The sequence below is a fragment of the Bradyrhizobium sp. 192 genome (genome assembly GCF_023100965.1).
GTDB lineage: Bacteria > Pseudomonadota > Alphaproteobacteria > Rhizobiales > Xanthobacteraceae > Bradyrhizobium > Bradyrhizobium symbiodeficiens.
Map to the genome: position 1 here is coordinate 5,313,838 of NZ_CP064690.1, position 18,747 is coordinate 5,332,584.

The window sequence follows — 18,747 nt, forward strand, 5'->3', positions numbered from 1 at the left end:
GGTCAACAGCGCTCATCAATGCAGGCGCATCGATAATCGCGGCTGATTCCGGCAAAATTTTATCGACTGTGGCTCTACCAGCGCACCATCGCCGAGCCCCAGGTGAAGCCGCCGCCCATGGCCTCCATGAGAACCATGTCGCCGCGCTTGATGCGACCGTCCTTGCGCGCTGCCGACAACGCCAGCGGAATCGAGGCGGCCGAGGTGTTGCCGTGACGGTCCACCGTCAGCACCACCTTCTCCGGCGCGATATGCAGCTTGTGGGCGGAAGCGTCGATGATTCGCTTGTTGGCCTGGTGCGGCACGAACCAGTCGATGCTGTCGGCATTGAGCCCGGTCGCCTCGAAGGCGTCGACGATGACGTCGGTGATCATGCCGACCGCATGCTTGAAGACCTCGCGGCCTTCCATGCGCAGATGACCAACCGTCTGGGTCGAGGACGGCCCGCCGTCGACGAACAGTTTTGCCTTGTGGCGACCGTCGGAGCGCAGATGGGTGGTGACGATGCCGCGATCGGTTGCAGCCTTGCCCGGCTGCTCCTGCGCCTCCAGCACCACCGCGCCGGCGCCGTCGCCGAACAGCACGCAGGTGCCGCGGTCGGTCCAGTCGAGGATGCGCGAGAAGGTCTCCGCGCCGATCACCAGCGCGCGCTTGAAGGCGCCGGTGCGCAGGAAATTATCGGCGGTGGCGAGCGCGAACACGAAGCCCGAGCACACCGCCTGGAGGTCGAAGGCCGCGCCGTGGTTGATGCCGAGGGCGTGCTGCACGGCAACGGCGGTCGCGGGAAACGTGTTGTCCGGCGTCGAGGTCGCCAGCACGATCAAGTCGATCGACTGCGCATCCAGGCCGGCGTCGGTCAGCGCAGCCTGCGCCGCCTTGATCGCGAGGTGCGAGGTGAACTCGCCCTCGCCCGCGATGTGCCGCTCGCGAATGCCGGTGCGCTGCACGATCCACTCGTCGGAGGTGTCGATACGCGCCGCCAGCTGGGCGTTGGTCACCACCTGCTCCGGCAAATAAGAGCCGCAGCCCAGCACGACCGAACGAATCTGAGTCACGAAACAGCCTCCTGCGCGGCCTGCACGGAATTGAGTGCACCACCTTCGCGGTTGAGCATCTGATTGATCTTGTTCAGGAGATCGAATTTGACCATCTCATAGCCAACATTGATCGCAGAGGCAAAGCCTTCGGCGCTGATTCCGCCATGGCTCTTGACCACCAATCCGTTCAACCCCAGGAACACGCCCCCGTTCGACTTGTTCGGGTCCATCTTGTTGCGCAGCGCCTGAAAGGCGTCGCGCGCCAAGAGATAGCCGAGCTTGGTCATCCAGCTCCGCTGCATCCCTTCGCGAAGCAATTCCGCCATCTGCCGCGCGGTTCCCTCGGCAGCCTTGAGCGCAATATTGCCGCTGTATCCTTCGGTCACGATGACGTCGGCGTGCCCCTTGCCGATGCCGTCGCCCTCGACGAAACCGATATAGTCGAGTTCCGGCAGGTTCCTGGCGCGCAGGATTTCACCGGCCTCGCGGATCTCCTCGTGCCCCTTGATCTCCTCGACCCCGATATTGAGCAGCCCGACCGTGGGGCGCTTCTTGTCGAACAGCACGCTTGCCATCGCAGCCCCCATCACCGCGAGCGACACCAGATGGTGCGCGTCGCCGCCGATGGTTGCACCGAGGTCGAGCACGACGGAATCGCCGCGCTTGGTCGGCCATACCCCGGTGATTGCCGGACGGTCGACCCCCGGCAACGTGCGCAGATGGAAGCGCGACATCGCCATCAGCGCGCCGGTGTTGCCGGCGGAGACCGCAACATCCGCCTCGCCCTTCTTCACCGCGTCGATGGCAAGCCACATCGAGGAGGTCTTGCGGCCGCGCCGCAGCGCCTGGCTCGGCTTGTCCGAGCCGCTGACGGCCACGTCGGTGTGGATGATCCTCGAAGCGGCCCTGAGGTCGGGATGCTTCTCCAGCTCGGGCTCGATCATGGCGCGGTCCCCGACCAGCAGGAATTCGGCCCCCCGATGCCTCTGAAGCGAGATGGCGGCGCCGGGAATGACCACTGCGGCGCCTCCGTCGCCCCCCATGGCGTCCAGCGCGATGCGAACCTTGCTTGGCATAAAAGTCCCGGAAACCTGGTCTGGTGCGGTCTTGAACGAGCGGGGCCGCAGAATGGGTTCGCCACGGACATGGCGATCGGTCGAGCGCCACGCCGCGCTCCGGCCGGGCCGCGACAATAGCGTTTTGTTATCCCGAAACAACCTCTTGCCCCCAGCCTTTTGCTTTCAGGGCGGTCCGGCCGCCAACTGGCAAATACACAGGAAGCACATTGAAATCAAACAGATAAATCAGCCTTTCAAACCACTCACGCAAGCACCTCGCGCCCCGTAGCAAAGCGGTGCTCCCGGGAATGCCCAGCTATTTGCCTTTCTTCTTGTCCTGCAACTCGTCTTGCAGCGCCTTCAGGACCGCGAATGGATGGTCCTCCGGATCGGGGGCGGTGACCTCCACCTCGAACACGACCCCCTCCTTGCGCGGATAGGGATCGATCGCCAGGAACAGGGCGTCGGTGGCGAGGCGGCCGAGGTCGATGATGCCGTTGACGATCGGCTCCGGCGGGTCGGCGACCTCGGACGGATCCTCGTCGTCCCGCCGCTCCGCGATCAGGTCGGCCAGGCGGCGCGCCTCGGCCTCGGGGGCGAACGTCAGGTCCACCTCCTCGTCGACCTCGCTCTCGATCGGATCGAGCGTGACCACGCAGGTCTGGCCGATTCGGGCCCGGACGCTGCCGGTCACCTGGACCCGGCCGCCGCTCCTCGGCACCACATCGAAGTCGGCCTGGGCGGAGAGCACCTCGCGCAGGCCGCCGGTCTCCGCCATGGCCTGCCGCTCGGCGGCCGAGGCCTCGAGCTTGCGGTGCAGGCCGGTGTCGGGGATCTGCGCAACGAGGACGGGGACCCGCCAGGGATCGGGCTCGGATCCGGTATTTGGTCGGCTCATGGCGTGTCACCCTCGGAAAGCGCTGGAGGAAACCTGAAGGCGCCGCGCAGCAGCGCGGCCTCGTCGGCCCGGCCGAGATCGGCCTCGCTGGCCCGCGCATAGGCCGCGAGCCGCTTCGCCCGGTCCAGGCCGGTCCCGTTCAAGATATTCTTGCAGATCGCCTCTGCCAGGGCCTCGCCGCCGCCGGCCTCCACGGCCTGGTCATAGGCCTGGACGCGGCCGTAAAACGCCTCGCCGAAGGCCCGCATCCGCTTCGGTACCGTCTGGTCGCCGACCCCCATCTCGCGCAGATTGTCGTCCATGTCCTCGCAGAAGCGGTCGAACAGCGCCTGCGACAGCTCCGAGGCTCCTCCACTGGCGCCCTTGACCGTGCGCAGGCGCCGCAGCAGCAGCCAGAGATGCAGCAGCAACAGGTCGAAACGCCCGTTAACCGTATCGGGCACGCCCAAGTCGCGGTAAAATATGGGTTCTCGCGCCTGCGTCACGATCATGCCATAGATGGCTTCAATGGTGCCGCGCGGGGTTAGCCGGGGTTTCCTGAAGTGATTGAACGGCCAAAGCATTGTGGTTTCCGCAAGCAGGCGCGCGTGTGTTGCATTGTGGCGCTCAGCCCGGTACTTCAGCGCCTCGCGCGACGCAAGGGGACGGAATCAGTTCCGCTATGACGATAACGAACCAGACCAGCCTGCGCGCGGACAAGCGGCGCGGCCTTCATGCACGCTGGCTCGGCTTGCGCATGTTCGCCGCCGTCGCCCTGGTCGGCGCCGCGCTCACGGGCTGCACCGGCGAGCAATTCCAGAAGGGCTACATCCTGCCGCCCGGCGCGCTGGAGCAGATTCCGATCGGCGCGAGCCAGGACCAGGTACTGATCGTGATGGGCACGCCCTCCACGGTGGCGACCCTCGACGGCGAAGTGTTCTACTACATCTCGCAGCGCTCGGAGCGCGTGGTCGCCTTCATGAACCAGAAGGTGGTCGACCAGCGCGTCATCGCGATCTATTTCGACAAGAGCCGGCGCGTCCGGCGGCTGGCGAATTACGGCCTGCAGGACGGCAAGATATTCGACTTCATCAGCCGCACTACGCCGACGTCGGGCCAGGAGATGAGCTACCTCGCGCCGTTGTTCAAGCTACTTAGCTTTAACTGAGAATCGCACCTGCGGCGTCCTGCCGCTGTCGTTGCGGCCATTGCAGTCGCATGCGACTTGCCGTCGCGTGCCTGGTTCCCTACGCTCCCCTGCAAAACAAGAAGCAGGGAGAGGATTCGTGCCCAGAAATTTGCTATCCCGACGTCGCGTGCTCACCGGTGCGGCCGGCCTTACGGCCGCAGCGATCCTGCCGCGATCAAGCCTTGCCGACTGGAAGCCGACCGAAAACGTCCGTCTCGTCGTGCCGGCCGCAGCCGGCGGCTCGACCGACGTGTTGGGCCGGCTTCTGGCCGCGCATCTGCAAACCGCATGGGGCCAGTCGGCCGTCGTGGAAAACCGCTCCGGCGGCGGCGGCACGATCGGCACGGCCGAGGTGGTTCGCGCCAAGCCTGACGGCCACACCATCCTGGTCGGCAACCCCGGTCCAAACGCGATCGCCTACAGCATCTTCAAGAATCTGACCTACAAGCCGGACCAGCTCCAGCCTGTCTCCAACATGATCCGGATCCCGAACATCGTGTCGGCGCATCCGAAAACCGGCATCAAGTCGGTCGCCGAGTTGATCGCCTATCTCAAGGCCAATCCGGACAAGCTCAGCTACGCCTCCTCCGGCGTCGGCCAGAGCCCTCACCTCACCGGCGCCTGGTTCCTCCAGCTCACCGGCCTCAAGATGACGCACATCCCGTTCCGCGGCGCCGGTCCCGCGCTCCAGGCCGCGCTCGCCGGCGACATCCAGATCCTGTTCGACAATCTCTATCCGAGCCTGCCGCAGGTGCAGAACGGCACGCTCAACGGCCTGTGCGTCACCACGACCGAGCGCAGCGCCCTCGCGCCGAACCTGCCGACCATGCGCGAGAGCGCGCCGGAGCTGGCGAATTTCGACGTCTCGTCGTGGTTCTCGGTGTTCCTGCCGAAGGGCGTCTCGCCCGAGGTGCTGAGCGCGCTCAATCTGCAGGTCAAGGCCATGCTGGAGCGCGACGACATCAAGAAGCAGATCGCCACCATGGGCGCCCGCGCCGACTACGGCACGCCCGAGCAGTTCGCCGCCTTCGTGGATGCCGAGACGAAGAAGTTCGCCGGCATCATCCAGAAGGAAGGGCTGCAGATGGATGTGCAGTAGTTCTCGTGTCCCGGATGCCGTCTGCGGCATCCGGGACTTGAGCAACTGCTATCCGGTCGTGACGCCGTCAATCGGGCTGATATCTCCGACGAAGCGCAACAGATCGCTCATCAGGAAAGTGCCCGGAGTCTTCGCCGGCAGCGTCGGCTTCCAGTTCTGCTGGCTGAGATAGGATTGGTTATCGCCAGCGACGATGCCAATGAACACCTCGGCCACGATGCGCGCGCCGACCGGACCGAGCCGAAGGCCGCCGGTCTTCACCTGGGCCTCTTTGAGGATGTAGTACCAGAGCGGCGTCTTTCGATCGAAGCCCTGGGCGGCCGCAACGGCGCCGTCCGTACCGGTTGCGATCTCCGTTGGCTTGAGCACTGGAATCCCCATCGCACGCGCCACATCCTGCCCCGACGGCAATCCGAGATTGACCCCGCGCTGCAGGTTGCGGAACGGAAGGCTTCCGCCGCCACCTGGAAGATCGTGCAATTTCGGAATCAGGAATGGATCGATCTTGCGCGAATGGTTGAACAGGAAGTTTGGGGTCGGCGGAGGCGCCGGATCGAATGCGTAGAAGCGGCTCCAGTCGATGATCCAATCCGTGGGCAAGGTGCTGACATTGGGTGGGGAATTGGGTGCGTTGGGAGTGGTGCCGGCAATTTCGCCCAGGATGCGGCCGGAGAGCCCGGAGAAGAAGAACTCGAGGCTGAGGCTTGCCGCAGCAAAGCCGCCGGGCTGCGTGAACACACGGTTGTGGCTATATGTCTCGCGAACCATGCTGTGCCCAAGCCGGTAGGCTGCCGCCGAGAACTCGACCGGCATGTAGGGCACCTTCTGGAATCGGTAGAACTTCCGGCCCTCGTGCAGAATCCGGGCGACGATGCCCTTCTCCGTTAAGCGCTCGACGAAATCGTGCAGCACCATCCATTGATAGTGCCAAGTCACAAGCTTCCTTGCTTCGGAGAAGAGCTTGTCGGCCGCCGGTGGGTTGGGACCGGCTGCGAGCATATCGACGACCTTGTTGTGGAATTTCAGGAACGCAAGGTGCGTCTGCGCGACCAGGAGATTTTCGTCATTGCGGTGGTCGCCGATCAGGGCTCGTCCTTCCGAACTCCTCGTCAGATCGTTCGGAAACACGCCGGCCGCGCGCGGCGTGGGCGCCGTCTTGCCGAGCAGGAACTTCGGCCCGGGCTGCGTGATGTTGTTGGGATCCCGAGCGTAGAGCTGCGGGCTGCCGTCCGGTCCCAGACCGTAGATGCTGTCCAGATCGAGCCTTGGGGTTCTGAAGTTCGTGGTGGCGTGGGGGTCCTCCTGCTTCTCGGCAAGCGACGTGAGATCGAGCGTAATGTCGTGATCGACGAATTGGCCGAGATAGGTGAAGCCTGAGGGGACGTTGGCATTGTCGCCGACCTGATCGTCCGGATTGGCGTCCTTCATCGCGGCGGCAAGCGCCTGCAGCGCAGCCTCCGGTGCCGTAAAGGCCGGCAAGTCAAACATCCGGCCGAACATGCCGGGGTCTGCATTGGCGCTGGGGGGTTTCAAACCCGCCCTGGTCGGCTGGCGTCCGGCTTTCCCGTGTCTTGGATTCAGGTTTGCAGCTTGCGTCATTCTTCCCTCCAGTGGGTGAGACAGCACCTGCACGGTAGCCCCCTCAGGGAAGACGCTCTGTAATTGGGCTCACAGTTCCCCTGCGACAAAGGCGGCTGCGAATGAACGTTATCGTGAGCCAAAAACCCCGCGGCTCGCGCCGCGGGGCTTGTCTTGCAAACTGGTGACGCCGTTCAGTGCGCCAGGATCGCCAGCAGCAGCAGGGCCACGATGTTGGTGATCTTGATCATTGGGTTCACCGCGGGACCCGCCGTGTCCTTGTAGGGATCGCCGACGGTGTCGCCGGTCACGGCCGCCTTGTGGGCGTCGGAGCCCTTGCCGCCGAAATGACCGTCCTCGATGTACTTCTTGGCATTGTCCCAGGCGCCGCCGCCCGAGGTCATGGAGATCGCGACGAACAGGCCCGTCACGATCACGCCGAGCAGCATGGCGCCGACCGCCGAGAACGCCGCCGACTTGCCGGCCACGCCGCCACCCGCGATCGCATAGATCGCGAAATAGACGAAGATGGGCGACAGCACCGGGAGCAGCGAGGGGATGATCATCTCCTTGATCGCCGCCTTGGTCAGCAGGTCGACCGCCTTGCCGTAATCAGGCTTGTCGGTGCCCTGCATGATGCCCGGCTTCTCACGGAACTGGCGCCGCACCTCCTCGACGATCGCGCTCGCCGCACGCCCCACAGCGGTCATGCCCATCGCGCCGAACAGATACGGCAGCAAGCCGCCGAACAACAGGCCGACAACCACATAGGGGTTGTTGAGCGAGAAGTCCGGATTGACGCCGGCGAAGTAGGGATGATGCGCGGAGTCCGCAACGAAGAACTTGAGGTCCTGGTTGTAGGCCGCGAACAGCACGAGGGCACCGAGACCGGCGGACCCGATCGCATAGCCCTTGGTGACTGCCTTGGTGGTGTTGCCGACCGCGTCGAGCGCGTCGGTCGATTTGCGCACCTCCTTCGGCAGACCCGCCATCTCGGCGATGCCGCCGGCGTTGTCCGTCACCGGGCCGAACGCGTCGAGCGCGACGACCATGCCGGCCAGCGCCAGCATGGTGGCCGTCGCGATCGCGATGCCGAACAGGCCGGCGAGGCTGTAGGTGACCAGGATGCCGGCGATGATCACGATCGCGGGCAGCGCGGTCGCTTCCATCGAGACGGCAAGCCCCTGGATCACATTGGTGCCGTGGCCGGTCACCGAGGCCTGGGCGATCGACTTCACCGGACGATAGTCGGTGCCGGTGTAGTATTCGGTGATCCAGATGATCAGCGCGGTGACGATGAGGCCGACCACGCCGCATTCGAACAGCGCCATGCCGGTGTAGTCGACGCCATCGAGCTTGCCGAAGCCGATCAGGCTGTAGATCACGCCGGCGATGCCGATCAGCGACAGGACGCCGGTTGCGATCAGGCCCTTGTAGAGCGCGCCCATGATCGACTGGCTCGGCCCGAGCTTGACGAAGAAGGTGCCGATGATCGAGGTGATGATGCAGATGCCGCCGATCGCGAGCGGCAGCGTCATCATGTTGGCGAGGATCGGCGTCTTGGCGAAGAAGATCGCAGCGAGCACCATGGTGGCGACCGCGGTCACCGCATAGGTCTCGAACAAATCGGCGGCCATGCCGGCGCAGTCGCCCACGTTGTCGCCGACGTTGTCGGCGATGGTGGCCGGGTTGCGCGGATCGTCCTCGGGAATGCCGGCCTCGACCTTGCCGACGAGGTCGCCGCCGACGTCCGCACCCTTGGTGAAGATGCCGCCGCCGAGACGGGCGAAGATCGAGATCAGCGAGGCGCCGAAGCCGAGCGCCACCAGAGCGTCGATGACGATGCGGCTGTCAGGCGCAAGCTTCAGCGAATGCACCAGGAAGCCGAAATAGAGCGTCACGCCGAGCAATGCGAGACCCGCCACCAGCATGCCGGTGATCGCGCCTGCCTTGAAGGCGAGTTCGAGGCCGCCGGCGAGCGACGTCGTCGCGGCTTGCGCGGTGCGCACATTGGCGCGGACCGAGACGTTCATGCCGATGAAGCCGGCCGCCCCCGACAGGACGGCGCCGATCAGAAAGCCGATGGCGACGTAGATTCCGAGGAAATAGACGAGCAAGACGAAGATGACCACGCCGACCATGGCGATCGTCGTGTACTGGCGCCGCAGATATGCCTGTGCCCCCTCCGCGACCGCTGCCGCGATCTCCTGCATGCGCGGCGACCCCGCATCCGCGCTCAACACCGAAGACGTCGCCCAAATCGCGTAGACGACGGAAAGCACTCCGCAGAGCACAATCAACCATAATGCTGTCATTTGATTTTTGCCTCAGATCCTTGATGTGTCCCCGGCGCCTTTTGTTGTCCGTCTTGCGGTGCGGCGCCTTGATTTCGAACAAAGCCGCCCCTGCCCAAAAGGGGCGGCCTTAGTCGGTCACAAGCTTGCCAAAATCGAATTGAGGGTGCAACGCCGGATAAGGCCGAAAACGCCGATCTCGGCAGGTATTTAGGCAAGCGCCGAGAACTGGATGCCGGTTTGGAGCAATTCCTAGAAGTGGCTGTAGGACAGCCGCCTCAAGACCAATTCCTGGCCCTGGCCGTCCAGGAAGCGCGGCCCCTGTTGGCCCGCGACGATGGTGCCGATCGCGGTGACGGCAAGGCCGGTCGCCCGGCCCGCGGCAATCAGTGCATCGGCCTGCGCCGGCGAGACGGTGCACAGCACCTCGTAATCGTCGCCACCCGCAAGCAGCGTCTCGACGCAAACGGCGTTGCGGGCAACCAGGTCTGCTGCCGCCGCCGAGAGCGGCACGCGCGCCACGTCGACCGTGGCCGAGACCCCGGACGCCGCGCATAGTTTGGTCAAATCACCGGCGAGGCCGTCGGAGACGTCCATCGCCGCGGTCGCATGATCGCGCACGGCCCGTGCCAGCGGGTTGCGCGGCTGCGGCACTCGATAGCGTGACACCAGGGCTTCCCTTGCAGCGGGATCGGTCGCGAGCGCGGCCGCAGCGGCACCGCCGGTGAGCACCCCGAGGCCGAGCGCTGCGTCACCGATCGTGCCGGTCACCAGGATGCGATCGCCTGGCCTCGCACCGGTACGGCCGACCATCCGCCCCTTCGGCACGCGGCCGAAGGCGGTGATCGAGATCATCTGCGGCCCCGGCGTCGACACCGTGTCGCCGCCGAGCAGCGGACAGGCGAATTCTCTCGCGTCCTCGCCCAGCGCGTCCGCGAAGGGCCGCAGCCAGGCATCCTCCTTGCTGCGCAGCGCCAGCGTCAGCACGAAGCCGGCGGGCACCGCGCCCTTGGCCGCGAGATCGGACAGGTTCACCCGCAGCGCTTTTCGCGCGATGGTGTCAGGCGGATCGGTGGCAAGATAGTGCACGCCTTCGACGACGGCGTCGGTGGTGACGACGATGTCGTCGCCCGACGACGACAGCACCGCCGCGTCATCGACCAGGCCGAACGCGCCGGGATCGGTCGCCAGCGGCTTGAAATAGCGCGCGATGAGGGAGTCTTCGGGGGAAGGATTGTTCGCCATCATCGGCAGCTACACCCACCACTGTCTTCGCCCTCGCGGGAAACTACCCGCGCCCGAACTCGTCGCCGCGAAACTGGCGGCCGATCTGGTCGAGCACGGCGTTGACCATTCCGGTCTCCTCGCGGTCGACGAAAGCGTTGGCGACATCCACATATTCGGAGACGACGACGCGGCCCGGCACGTCCTTGCGATGCTGCAGCTCATAGGCCCCTGCCCGCAGCACCGCGCGCAGGATCGCTTCGATCCGCTTCAAGGGCCAGCCCTTCGACAGCGCCTCGTCGATCAGGGGATCGAGCTTCTTCTGGTCGCGCACGACGCCCGAGACGACGTCTCGGAAGAACGCGGCTTCGGCCGGCAGATACGTGTCGCCTTCGACCTCGTTGCCGAGCCAGTGGCTCTCGAACTCGGCAAAGATGTCGTTGATGCCGGCGCCGGCGATGTCCATCTGGTACAGCGCCTGCACGGCCGCAAGCCGTGCTGCACCACGTCGGTTCGCCTTCTTCTCCGTGGGCCCCGCCGGTTTTTTGTTGTCAGCCATGATCAGGCCCGCGCCAGCCGGCGCTTGATGCGCAGCATCGCGATCGCCGCGCGCGCGGCATCGCCGCCCTTGTTGAGCTCGCTGGCGCGCGCCCGCGCCCAGGCCTGGTCCTCATTATTGACGGTGAGGATCCCGTTGCCGAGCGGCAGCTTGCGCGCCACCGCAAGGTCCATCAGCGCGCGCGAGGATTCCTGCGACACGATCTCGAAATGAATGGTGTCGCCGCGGATCACGCAGCCGAGCGCGATCGCCGCGTCGTAGGGCTTGCCGTTGGCGGCAGCCGCGTCGACGGCGATAGCCACCGCCGCCGGAATCTCCAGCGCGCCAGGAACCGTGATGACGTCATGCGTCACACCGGCCGCCTTCAGCTCGGCCACCGCGCCGTCCAGCAGCGCGTCCTGGAGATCGTCATAGAACCGCGCCTCGACAATCAGCGCGCGCGCGCCGGAAATGTCGGTCTGGTCCTTCAGGGGTGCGCGCCGCGCGTCTGCCATCGTTCGATCCGTTTCACAGGGGTTGGCGCTATGTAGTCGCCGCAGCCGGGTAAGCCAAGTTTTAAACTGTCATTTCCGTCAGCCGCGCCGCGTACCGGGCCATCAAATCGACCTCGATATTGACCTCGTCCCCCGCCTTCCAGCCGCCGATCGTCGTGACCGAGAGAGTGTGCGGGATGATCAGCACCGAAAAAGTCACGTCCCTGACCGTATTGACCGTCAGCGAGACGCCGTCGAGCGTGATCGAGCCCTTGGTGGCGATGAACCGCGCCAGCTCCCGCGTGGTCGAGAGCTCGAACCGCGCCATGTCGGGCAGATCCTCGCGGCTGACGAGTGTGGCAATACCGTCGACGTGGCCGGCGACGATGTGGCCACCGAGTTCATCACCGATCTTCAGCGCGCGCTCGAGATTGAGCCGCGTGCCGAGCTTCCAGTGCTTCGCGGTCGTCAATGCCAGCGTCTCGGCCGCGGCATCGACGTCGAACCAGGTCCTGCTGCCTTCGACGCCCGAGGCGACCACCGTCAGGCAGACACCATTGCAGGCGATCGAGGCGCCGTCCGCAATGGTGGTCTGGTCATAGCGGCAGGCGATGCGCAGCCGGTGCAGCTGCCCCTGCGCCGTCGGCGTGAAGCCGACGATCTCGCCGAGATCGGTGACAATGCCAGTGAACATTACGCGCGCTCGTAGATGGTGAGAGTATCCTTGTCGAATGTTTCGCTAGCATGAACCTTGTAGGCCTGCGACTGCGTGATTTTCGACAGGGGCAATGCATCGAGCGCATCGACTCCACCGGGCCCCACCGCTTCCGCTCCGCGGAACAGCCAAATTTCGTCGACGAGGTCAGCGGCAATGAACGATGCGGCTACCCGGCTGCCGCCCTCGACCATCAGCCGCGTGATGCCCTTCCCGGCCAGAGCATGGAGCACGGACGGAAGATCGAGCCCGGAAGCGCTCCCGGGCGGCACGCGGATGATCTGCGCGCCGGCAGCGCCAAGACGAGTCGCGGCGGCGGCTTCGGCGAGTTCAGAACCGACCACCCAGAGCGGCGTCTCGCGCGCGGAGCGCACCAGCTGGCTTGCGGCCGGAATGCGCAGATTCTGGTCGAGGACAACTCGCACCGGAGAACGCGCTTCCAGGCCCGGCAGGCGGCAGGTGAGAAGCGGATCGTCCGCCAGCACCGTTCCGATACCGACCAGGATGGCATCGCTCTGCGCGCGCAGCAGATGCACGCGATTGCGCGCCGCCTCCCCGGTGATCGCGACCGGCTTGCCGCCGGCGGCGCTGATCTTGCCATCGGGCGAGACTGCGAGCTTCAGGATCACATGCGGGCGCTTGTCCCGGATGCAGCGGAAATGCCCCGCATGGTCGAATGCGGCTTCCGCCGCGCACAGGCCCAATTCGACATTGATGCCGGCAGCGCGCAGCCGCGCATGCCCCTGCCCTGCGACCTCCGGATTGGGATCCTCGATCGCCGCCACCACGCGCTTGATGCCGGCCGCGATCACCGCGTCGGCGCAGGGCGGCGATTTGCCGAAATGGGAGCAAGGTTCGAGCGTGACGTAGAGTGTGGCGCCGCGTGCGGCTTCGCCTGCTCGCCGCAGGGCTTCGGGCTCGGCATGCGGACGCCCGCCCGCCTGGGTCCAGCCGCGGCCGACGATGACGCCGTCCTTGACGACGACGGCACCGACTGCCGGATTCGGCCAGGTGCGCCCCTGCCCGCGGCGTCCGAGCGCCAGCGCCAGTTCCATGAAGCGGCGATCGGAATCCTTGGCCTCGCGGGCCTTCTGCGCGAACTGATCCTCCAGGATACGGAAGATCATTTGCGGATCGCGGCGAGCCGCGCTTCCTCCTCACCGGAGAGCTCGCCGAGCACGTCGGCGAAATCCTTGGCCTCGCGGAAATTGCGGTAGACCGAGGCGAAGCGCACGTAGGCGACGTCGTCGAGCGTGCGCAGATGCTCCATCACGGTCTCGCCGATCACCTCGGACGAGATCTCGGCCTCGCCGCCGGTCTCGAGCTCGCGCACGATGGTGGAGACCATCTTCTCCACCCTTTCAGGCTCGACCTGCCGCTTGCGCAAAGAGATCGAAACCGAGCGCATCAGCTTGTCGCGGTCGAACGGCACGCGGCGGCCGTTGCGCTTGACCACGGTGAGCTCGCGCAGCTGCACGCGCTCGAAGGTGGTGAAGCGGAAATTGCAGGCGACGCACACACGCCGCCTGCGGATCACGGACGAGTCCTCGGTCGGACGCGAGTCCTTTACCTGCGTATCGAGACTGTTGCAGTTCGGACAGCGCATCCGTTTACCCAAGCCTTTACTGGTAGATCGGGAACCGGTCGGTGAGCGCCTTGACCCGCTCCTTGATCGCGGCCTCGACCAGCGGCGCCTTGCCGTCGTCGGACTGCGCGACCGCGTTGAGGACCTCGGCGATCATGCCGCCGACCTGCTGGAATTCGGCAACGCCGAAGCCACGGGTGGTCGCCGCCGGGGTGCCCAGACGAATACCGGAGGTGACGAACGGCGACTCGGGGTCGAACGGAATGCCGTTCTTGTTGCAGGTGATGGCAGCGCGAACCAGCGCCTTCTCCGAGGCGTTGCCCTTCAGGCCCTTCGGCCTGAGATCGACCAGCATCAGATGGTTGTCGGTGCCGCCGGAAACAATATCGAAGCCGTGGCTCTTCATGGCTTCAGCGAGCGCCTTGGCGTTCTCGACGACGTTCTTGGCGTAGACCTTGAAGTCCGGACGCAGCGCCTCACCGAAGGCGACCGCCTTGGCCGCGATCACATGCATCAGCGGCCCGCCCTGCAGTCCGGGGAAGATCGCCGAGTTGAACTTCTTGGTCAGCGTCTCGTCATTCCACAGCATCAGGCCGCCGCGCGGACCGCGCAGCGATTTGTGCGTCGTGGTGGTGGTGATGTGGGCATGCGGCACCGGCGAGGCATGCACGCCGCCGGCGACGAGGCCCGCGAAATGCGCCATGTCGACCAGCAGATAGGCACCGACGCTGTCCGCGATCTCGCGGAAGCGCTTGAAGTCCCAGGCGCGCGAATAGGCCGAGCCGCCCGCGACGATCAGCTTCGGCTTGACCTCTTCGGCCTGCCTGGCGACCGCATCCATGTCGATGATCTGGTCCTCGCGGCGCACGGTGTAGTGCGCGGCCTTGAACCACTTGCCGCTCATGTTGACGGGGGAGCCGTGGGTGAGATGGCCGCCGGCCGCGAGGTCGAGGCCCATGAAGGTGTCGCCGGGCTGCAGCAGCGCCAGGAACACCGCCTGGTTCATCTGGCTGCCGGAGTTCGGCTGCACGTTGGCGAATTTGGCGCCGAACAGCTTCTTGGCGCGGTCGATCGCGAGGTTCTCGGCGACGTCGACCCATTCACAACCGCCATAGTAACGCGCGCCCGGATAGCCTTCCGCGTATTTGTTGGTCATCACCGAACCCTGCGCTTCCAGCACGGCCCGGCTCACGATGTTCTCGGAGGCGATCAGCTCGACCTCGTGGCGCTGGCGACCGAGTTCGCCCTTGATGGCGGCGGCGATTTCCGGGTCGGCCTGCTCGAGCGAGGCGGAGAAAAACGAATCGGGCGCGGAGGCGGTCTTGGCGAAGGTCATCTTGCGAATATCTCCACCGCCGCAGCCTTTTGGCGGGCTACGGGCGGTCTGGTGTGGCGATCGGAAGCGGCGAGCGCGATCTACCACATCGCCCGCAACAGGCCAAGTAGTTGCGGGTCCGGCTGGATATTTGTGCAAGATATGGTGGAGGGTGGAGGTTTGCGGCGATGGGGCCGGCCTTGGGGGAACCGCCCGTCCGCCGCCTCCCGAATGGGCCGCTTTGGCCCTAATTCCTCATCCTTGGAGCCGCCGGCTGCCTGTCACAGGCCGGTATAACCCGCCTTCACCGGGTCCACGCTGCCGTCGAGCTGGCGCAGATAGGTCAGGCCGCACACCGTCAACCTGTGGGTGTCCTTCTCGCCGGCTTCCATCAGGGTGTTGAGATAGTTCGTGACCTTGGCCCGCGCCTCCTCGCTGGCCGCGGCGGTGCGGTTGGCGAGCATGTCGTAGGTCTGCATGATGCGGTCGATGGCGGCTTCCATGGCACCCTCTGGTTGGTCGATGTTTTGGGATTGTCGATCAGGCAACCGCGCGGGCCTCGGCCTGCGCCTGGAACCGGGCGATCGCCTTGTTGGCGAGCCTGATCTTGTTGATTTCGCCGCTGTGCAGCAGCTTGATGATGATCCCGAGCAGGCGTTCATCGGTGACGAGCGTATCGGGGATCGCGCCGGAGCGGCGAAGGTAATTCGCGGCGATGGCGTAGGCCTCGCTCACGAGTTCCACGTTCATCGCCTGAAGCCCGCGCTCGACCAGCATCGCCCTGTCTCCGATCCGAAGGAGATAAGCGCAAAGCCCGGAACTGGTTCCCTGGCGCCGGAAGATTTTCTTCGCATGTGCAAAAATGCAAAGCGCACCGGTCCGGGGCAACTCCGGGCCGGTGCGCTGGGGAAGTTGAGGCACGTTCGGGCGGCTTGCCGGTCTTGTTGCGGGCCGGCTTGGCCTATCCCGTTAAAACTCAGAGCCGATACAGGATCTGGTCGGTCCAGAACCGCTCGAGGCGGTGCAGCGACTTGTTGAGGGTCGAGAATTCCTCGCCCGAGATGCCGCCGACCTGCTCCACCGTCTTGACGTGCTTCTGGTAGAGGGAGTCGACGATGCGGCGGACTTCCTGGCCCTGCGGCGTCAGGCGGATGCGCACCGAGCGGCGATCGACGCGCGAGCGCTGATGATCGAGGAAGCCGAGCTCGACGAGCTTCTTCAGATTGTAGGAGACGTTGGAGCCGAGATAGTAGCCGCGCGTGCGCAGCTCGCCCGCGGTCAGCTCCTTGTCGCCGATGTTGTAGAGCAGGAGAGCCTGCACCGAGTTGATGTCCGCGCGGCCGCGGCGATCGAATTCGTCCTTGATCACGTCGAGCAGCCGGCGATGCAGCCGCTCCACCAGAGTCAAGGCTTCCAGGTAGAGCGACTGCACCGAACCCTGCTGGCCGGAGACGCGCTCCGCGGTATCTGCCGCAGTTGCGACGGCTTTCATCATGACACTTCCCCTGTTGTCGTTTTTATCGACACTTATTCGACGAAACTTGTGTCCCGTCTGATAGGTGCAACTTAAGGGGGGCGTTTGAAGATCGGCTTAAATAAGAGAATAAAGAGATCATGAATTTAAGACAGTGAATTGCGGATTAAGCCTGTGCCACAAGGGCTTTTCGCAACGCTCTGTTGACCTTCGCAAGGTCCTGTTCACCCTCCGTCCGCCCCCCTTGTCGCATTCCAGAACAGCCCCGCTCCGTTTCGAAACGGGCGCGTAACAGCTGTGGCGGGATGCACGAGGTCAACGAAAAGTTACCTCGAATTTTAGGCAACCAGCGGTCAACCAAATCGGCACAACTGCGCCCTCGTGTCCCGGACGAGCGCAGCGAAAGATCAGGGACCCACGGCCACAAACGAGCTCGTGGAGAGATGGGCCCGGGCTCAGCAGCGCATCACTGCGTGCTGCGCTGCGTCCGGGGGCACGAGAGTGAACGCTGAATAAGAGAGTGGTGAACGTTGAAATCGTCTGCGCGCTATGGCGGTCGTTCGCGCGCGGCCATCCAGGCGAGCGCGAGATAGGCCGCGAGCATGAAGGCTTCGACGGCGACGACGATCAGGCTGCCGCCGTAGATTCCCGGGAACATCAGCTCGATCACCGCCATCGAAACCACGGTCGTGAGCCACACCACCGCGCCCCACGGCGTCGCCAGCCACAGGCCGACCGCGGCGACGAGCTCGATCACCGCGAAATAGACGGTGGCAGCCTGCCAGGCCATCGACTGGTTCTCGAACGCCTCGTCCTCGCCGCCGACGAAGCCCGTCACCTGCGCCCAATGATAGAGGCCCTTCAGGATCGAGAGCAGTGCCATCACGCGCAGGAACAGCACGAGGCGGCGCGTCCAGACATTGTCGTCGGACTCCGGACGCTCCGACGAGATCGCAGCCACCGACATCGCGCTGTCTCTGGCGCTGTCTCTGACGGCGTCCCTGGGGCTGCCGTCGCGGGCCGCATCGCGGGTGGTGATCTCGGACATGGCCCCTTCTGGCTGCTTCGGCTCGCAAAATCAATCGGCGGCCCGTCAGGTCAATTCTGCCTTGCGGCAGGTCAAGCCGCGGTGACGGGAACCATGCGAGCTGGTATAAGAATAATTCCAGCCGGAGGAAGAGTGATGGCGATCAAATACGGACGTCCGATCGAATTGCGCGAGGTTTCGCGCCGGGAGGGTGCTGCGGTGCCCCATGCCCTTGATCTGACCGTCCGGCCGCGCCGCAACCGCAAGGCCGAATGGGCCCGGCGGATGGTGCGGGAGAACGTGCTCACCACCGACGACCTGATCTGGCCCCTGTTCCTGATTGACGGCAACAACAAGCGCGAGCATGTCGCCTCGATGCCCGGCGTCGAGCGCCTCAGCGTCGACCAGGCCGTGCGCGAGGCCGAGCGCGCCATGAAGCTCACCATCCCCTGCCTCGCGCTGTTTCCCTACACCGAGCCGTCTTTGCGCGACGAGGAAGGCTCGGAAGCGACCAACCCGAACAATCTGGTCTGCCAGGCCGTGCGGGCGATCAAGAAGGAATTCCCGGACATCGGCATCCTCTGCGACGTCGCGCTCGATCCCTTCACCAGCCACGGTCATGACGGCCTGATCTCGGACGGCAGGATCTTGAACGACGAGACGGTCGCCGTCCTGGTGCGTCAGGCGCTGGTGCAGGCCGAGGCCGGCTGCGACATTATCGCGCCCTCCGACATGATGGACGGCCGCGTTGCCGCGATCCGCGAGGGGCTGGATCACTCCGGCCTGTCCGACGTGCAGATCATGGCCTACGCCGCCAAATACGCTTCCGCCTTCTACGGCCCGTTCCGCGACGCCATCGGCTCGGCCAAGACGCTCACCGGCGACAAGCGCACCTATCAGATGGACAGCGCCAACACCGACGAGGCGTTGCGCGAGGTCGAGCTCGACATCGCCGAGGGCGCCGACATGGTGATGGTGAAGCCCGGCATGCCCTATCTCGACGTGGTGCGTCGCGTGAAGGACACCTTTGCGATGCCGACCTTCGCCTACCAGGTCTCCGGCGAATACGCGATGATCGCGGCTGCCGCCAACAACGGCTGGCTCGACGGCGAGCGCGCGATGATGGAGAGCCTGCTGGCGTTCAAGCGCGCCGGCGCCGATGGTGTGCTGAGCTATTTCGCGCCGAAGGCGGCGGAGAAGCTGCGCAGCCAAGGCTAGGCTGGCACCGCGCATCCCCGCCCCC

The 18,747-nt window shown here is 65.2% G+C and carries 20 protein-coding genes; 3 read left to right on the top strand and 17 right to left on the bottom strand.

Annotation, left to right across the window (positions count from 1 at the left end):
• Positions 1-74: 74 nt before the first annotated feature.
• The 4 genes from IVB24_RS24600 to IVB24_RS24615 all read right to left on the bottom strand — a co-directional run bounded on the left by IVB24_RS24600 (position 75) and on the right by IVB24_RS24615 (position 3,556).
• On the bottom strand, positions 75-1,055 hold the full coding sequence (locus IVB24_RS24600) for a beta-ketoacyl-ACP synthase III (protein WP_094977606.1): 981 nt from the start codon (positions 1,053-1,055) through the stop codon (positions 75-77).
• Positions 1,052-2,113, bottom strand: coding sequence for a phosphate acyltransferase PlsX (gene plsX, locus IVB24_RS24605; RefSeq protein ID WP_094977605.1), 1,062 nt, complete (start codon positions 2,111-2,113; stop codon positions 1,052-1,054). Before plsX ends, IVB24_RS24600 begins: the two co-directional genes overlap by 4 nt.
• Positions 2,114-2,411: 298 nt before the next feature.
• Entirely contained in the window at positions 2,412-2,993 is a 582-nt protein-coding gene (locus IVB24_RS24610; protein WP_247769342.1) for a DUF177 domain-containing protein, read from the bottom strand.
• Complete coding sequence (locus IVB24_RS24615) at positions 2,990-3,556, bottom strand: ubiquinol-cytochrome C chaperone family protein (protein WP_140480017.1); 567 nt, start codon at positions 3,554-3,556, stop codon at positions 2,990-2,992. The genes IVB24_RS24610 and IVB24_RS24615 overlap by 4 nt, the downstream gene beginning before the upstream one ends.
• 98 nt (positions 3,557-3,654) lie before the next feature.
• Here IVB24_RS24615 and bamE point away from each other — a divergent pair, with 98 nt between their 5' ends.
• Entirely contained in the window at positions 3,655-4,140 is a 486-nt protein-coding gene (gene bamE, locus IVB24_RS24620) for an outer membrane protein assembly factor BamE (RefSeq protein ID WP_162308588.1), read from the top strand.
• A 118-nt stretch (positions 4,141-4,258) separates the two neighbouring features.
• Positions 4,259-5,260, top strand: a complete 1,002-nt coding sequence (locus IVB24_RS24625; protein WP_140480018.1) for a tripartite tricarboxylate transporter substrate binding protein — start codon at positions 4,259-4,261, stop codon at positions 5,258-5,260.
• Between the two features lie 48 nt (positions 5,261-5,308).
• Here IVB24_RS24625 and IVB24_RS24630 read toward each other — a convergent pair whose 3' ends face one another.
• From IVB24_RS24630 to IVB24_RS24690, 13 genes are all read right to left on the bottom strand, one after another.
• On the bottom strand, positions 5,309-6,748 hold the full coding sequence (locus tag IVB24_RS24630; RefSeq protein ID WP_247769343.1) for a heme peroxidase family protein: 1,440 nt from the start codon (positions 6,746-6,748) through the stop codon (positions 5,309-5,311).
• A 284-nt stretch (positions 6,749-7,032) separates the two neighbouring features.
• Entirely contained in the window at positions 7,033-9,153 is a 2,121-nt protein-coding gene (locus tag IVB24_RS24635; RefSeq protein WP_166469153.1) for a sodium-translocating pyrophosphatase, read from the bottom strand.
• A gap of 231 nt (positions 9,154-9,384) precedes the next feature.
• The gene (gene thiL, locus IVB24_RS24640; RefSeq protein ID WP_247774165.1) at positions 9,385-10,377 is read right to left on the bottom strand and encodes a thiamine-phosphate kinase; all 993 of its coding nucleotides are present in this window, start codon (positions 10,375-10,377) and stop codon (positions 9,385-9,387) included.
• A 43-nt stretch (positions 10,378-10,420) separates the two neighbouring features.
• Positions 10,421-10,915 (bottom strand): transcription antitermination factor NusB, encoded by a 495-nt coding sequence (gene nusB / locus IVB24_RS24645; RefSeq protein WP_094977599.1) that lies wholly within the window; start codon positions 10,913-10,915, stop codon positions 10,421-10,423.
• A gap of 2 nt (positions 10,916-10,917) precedes the next feature.
• A complete protein-coding gene (gene ribH, locus IVB24_RS24650; RefSeq protein ID WP_094977598.1) occupies positions 10,918-11,409 on the bottom strand; it encodes a 6,7-dimethyl-8-ribityllumazine synthase in 492 nt (163 codons plus the stop codon).
• Positions 11,410-11,470: 61 nt separating this feature from the next.
• The gene (locus tag IVB24_RS24655; protein WP_094977597.1) at positions 11,471-12,082 is read right to left on the bottom strand and encodes a riboflavin synthase; all 612 of its coding nucleotides are present in this window, start codon (positions 12,080-12,082) and stop codon (positions 11,471-11,473) included.
• Entirely contained in the window at positions 12,082-13,230 is a 1,149-nt protein-coding gene (ribD, locus tag IVB24_RS24660; RefSeq protein ID WP_247769344.1) for a bifunctional diaminohydroxyphosphoribosylaminopyrimidine deaminase/5-amino-6-(5-phosphoribosylamino)uracil reductase RibD, read from the bottom strand. Before ribD ends, IVB24_RS24655 begins: the two co-directional genes overlap by 1 nt.
• Positions 13,227-13,709, bottom strand: a complete 483-nt coding sequence (gene nrdR, locus IVB24_RS24665; protein WP_094891832.1) for a transcriptional regulator NrdR — start codon at positions 13,707-13,709, stop codon at positions 13,227-13,229. The genes ribD and nrdR overlap by 4 nt, the downstream gene beginning before the upstream one ends.
• Positions 13,710-13,725: 16 nt before the next feature.
• On the bottom strand, positions 13,726-15,024 hold the full coding sequence (glyA, locus tag IVB24_RS24670; RefSeq protein WP_094977595.1) for a serine hydroxymethyltransferase: 1,299 nt from the start codon (positions 15,022-15,024) through the stop codon (positions 13,726-13,728).
• Between the two features lie 260 nt (positions 15,025-15,284).
• Complete coding sequence (locus IVB24_RS24675; protein WP_094977594.1) at positions 15,285-15,506, bottom strand: hypothetical protein; 222 nt, start codon at positions 15,504-15,506, stop codon at positions 15,285-15,287.
• Positions 15,507-15,543: 37 nt separating this feature from the next.
• Positions 15,544-15,780, bottom strand: a complete 237-nt coding sequence (locus IVB24_RS24680) for a hypothetical protein (protein WP_106952564.1) — start codon at positions 15,778-15,780, stop codon at positions 15,544-15,546.
• A gap of 199 nt (positions 15,781-15,979) precedes the next feature.
• On the bottom strand, positions 15,980-16,498 hold the full coding sequence (locus tag IVB24_RS24685; RefSeq protein ID WP_011087797.1) for a MarR family winged helix-turn-helix transcriptional regulator: 519 nt from the start codon (positions 16,496-16,498) through the stop codon (positions 15,980-15,982).
• A 526-nt stretch (positions 16,499-17,024) separates the two neighbouring features.
• Positions 17,025-17,525: a DUF6163 family protein gene (locus IVB24_RS24690; RefSeq protein ID WP_094977592.1), complete on the bottom strand. Its 501-nt coding sequence runs from the start codon at positions 17,523-17,525 to the stop codon at positions 17,025-17,027.
• A gap of 135 nt (positions 17,526-17,660) precedes the next feature.
• Here IVB24_RS24690 and hemB point away from each other — a divergent pair, with 135 nt between their 5' ends.
• Entirely contained in the window at positions 17,661-18,722 is a 1,062-nt protein-coding gene (gene hemB, locus IVB24_RS24695; RefSeq protein WP_247769346.1) for a porphobilinogen synthase, read from the top strand.
• The last annotated feature ends 25 nt before the right edge of the window (positions 18,723-18,747 follow it).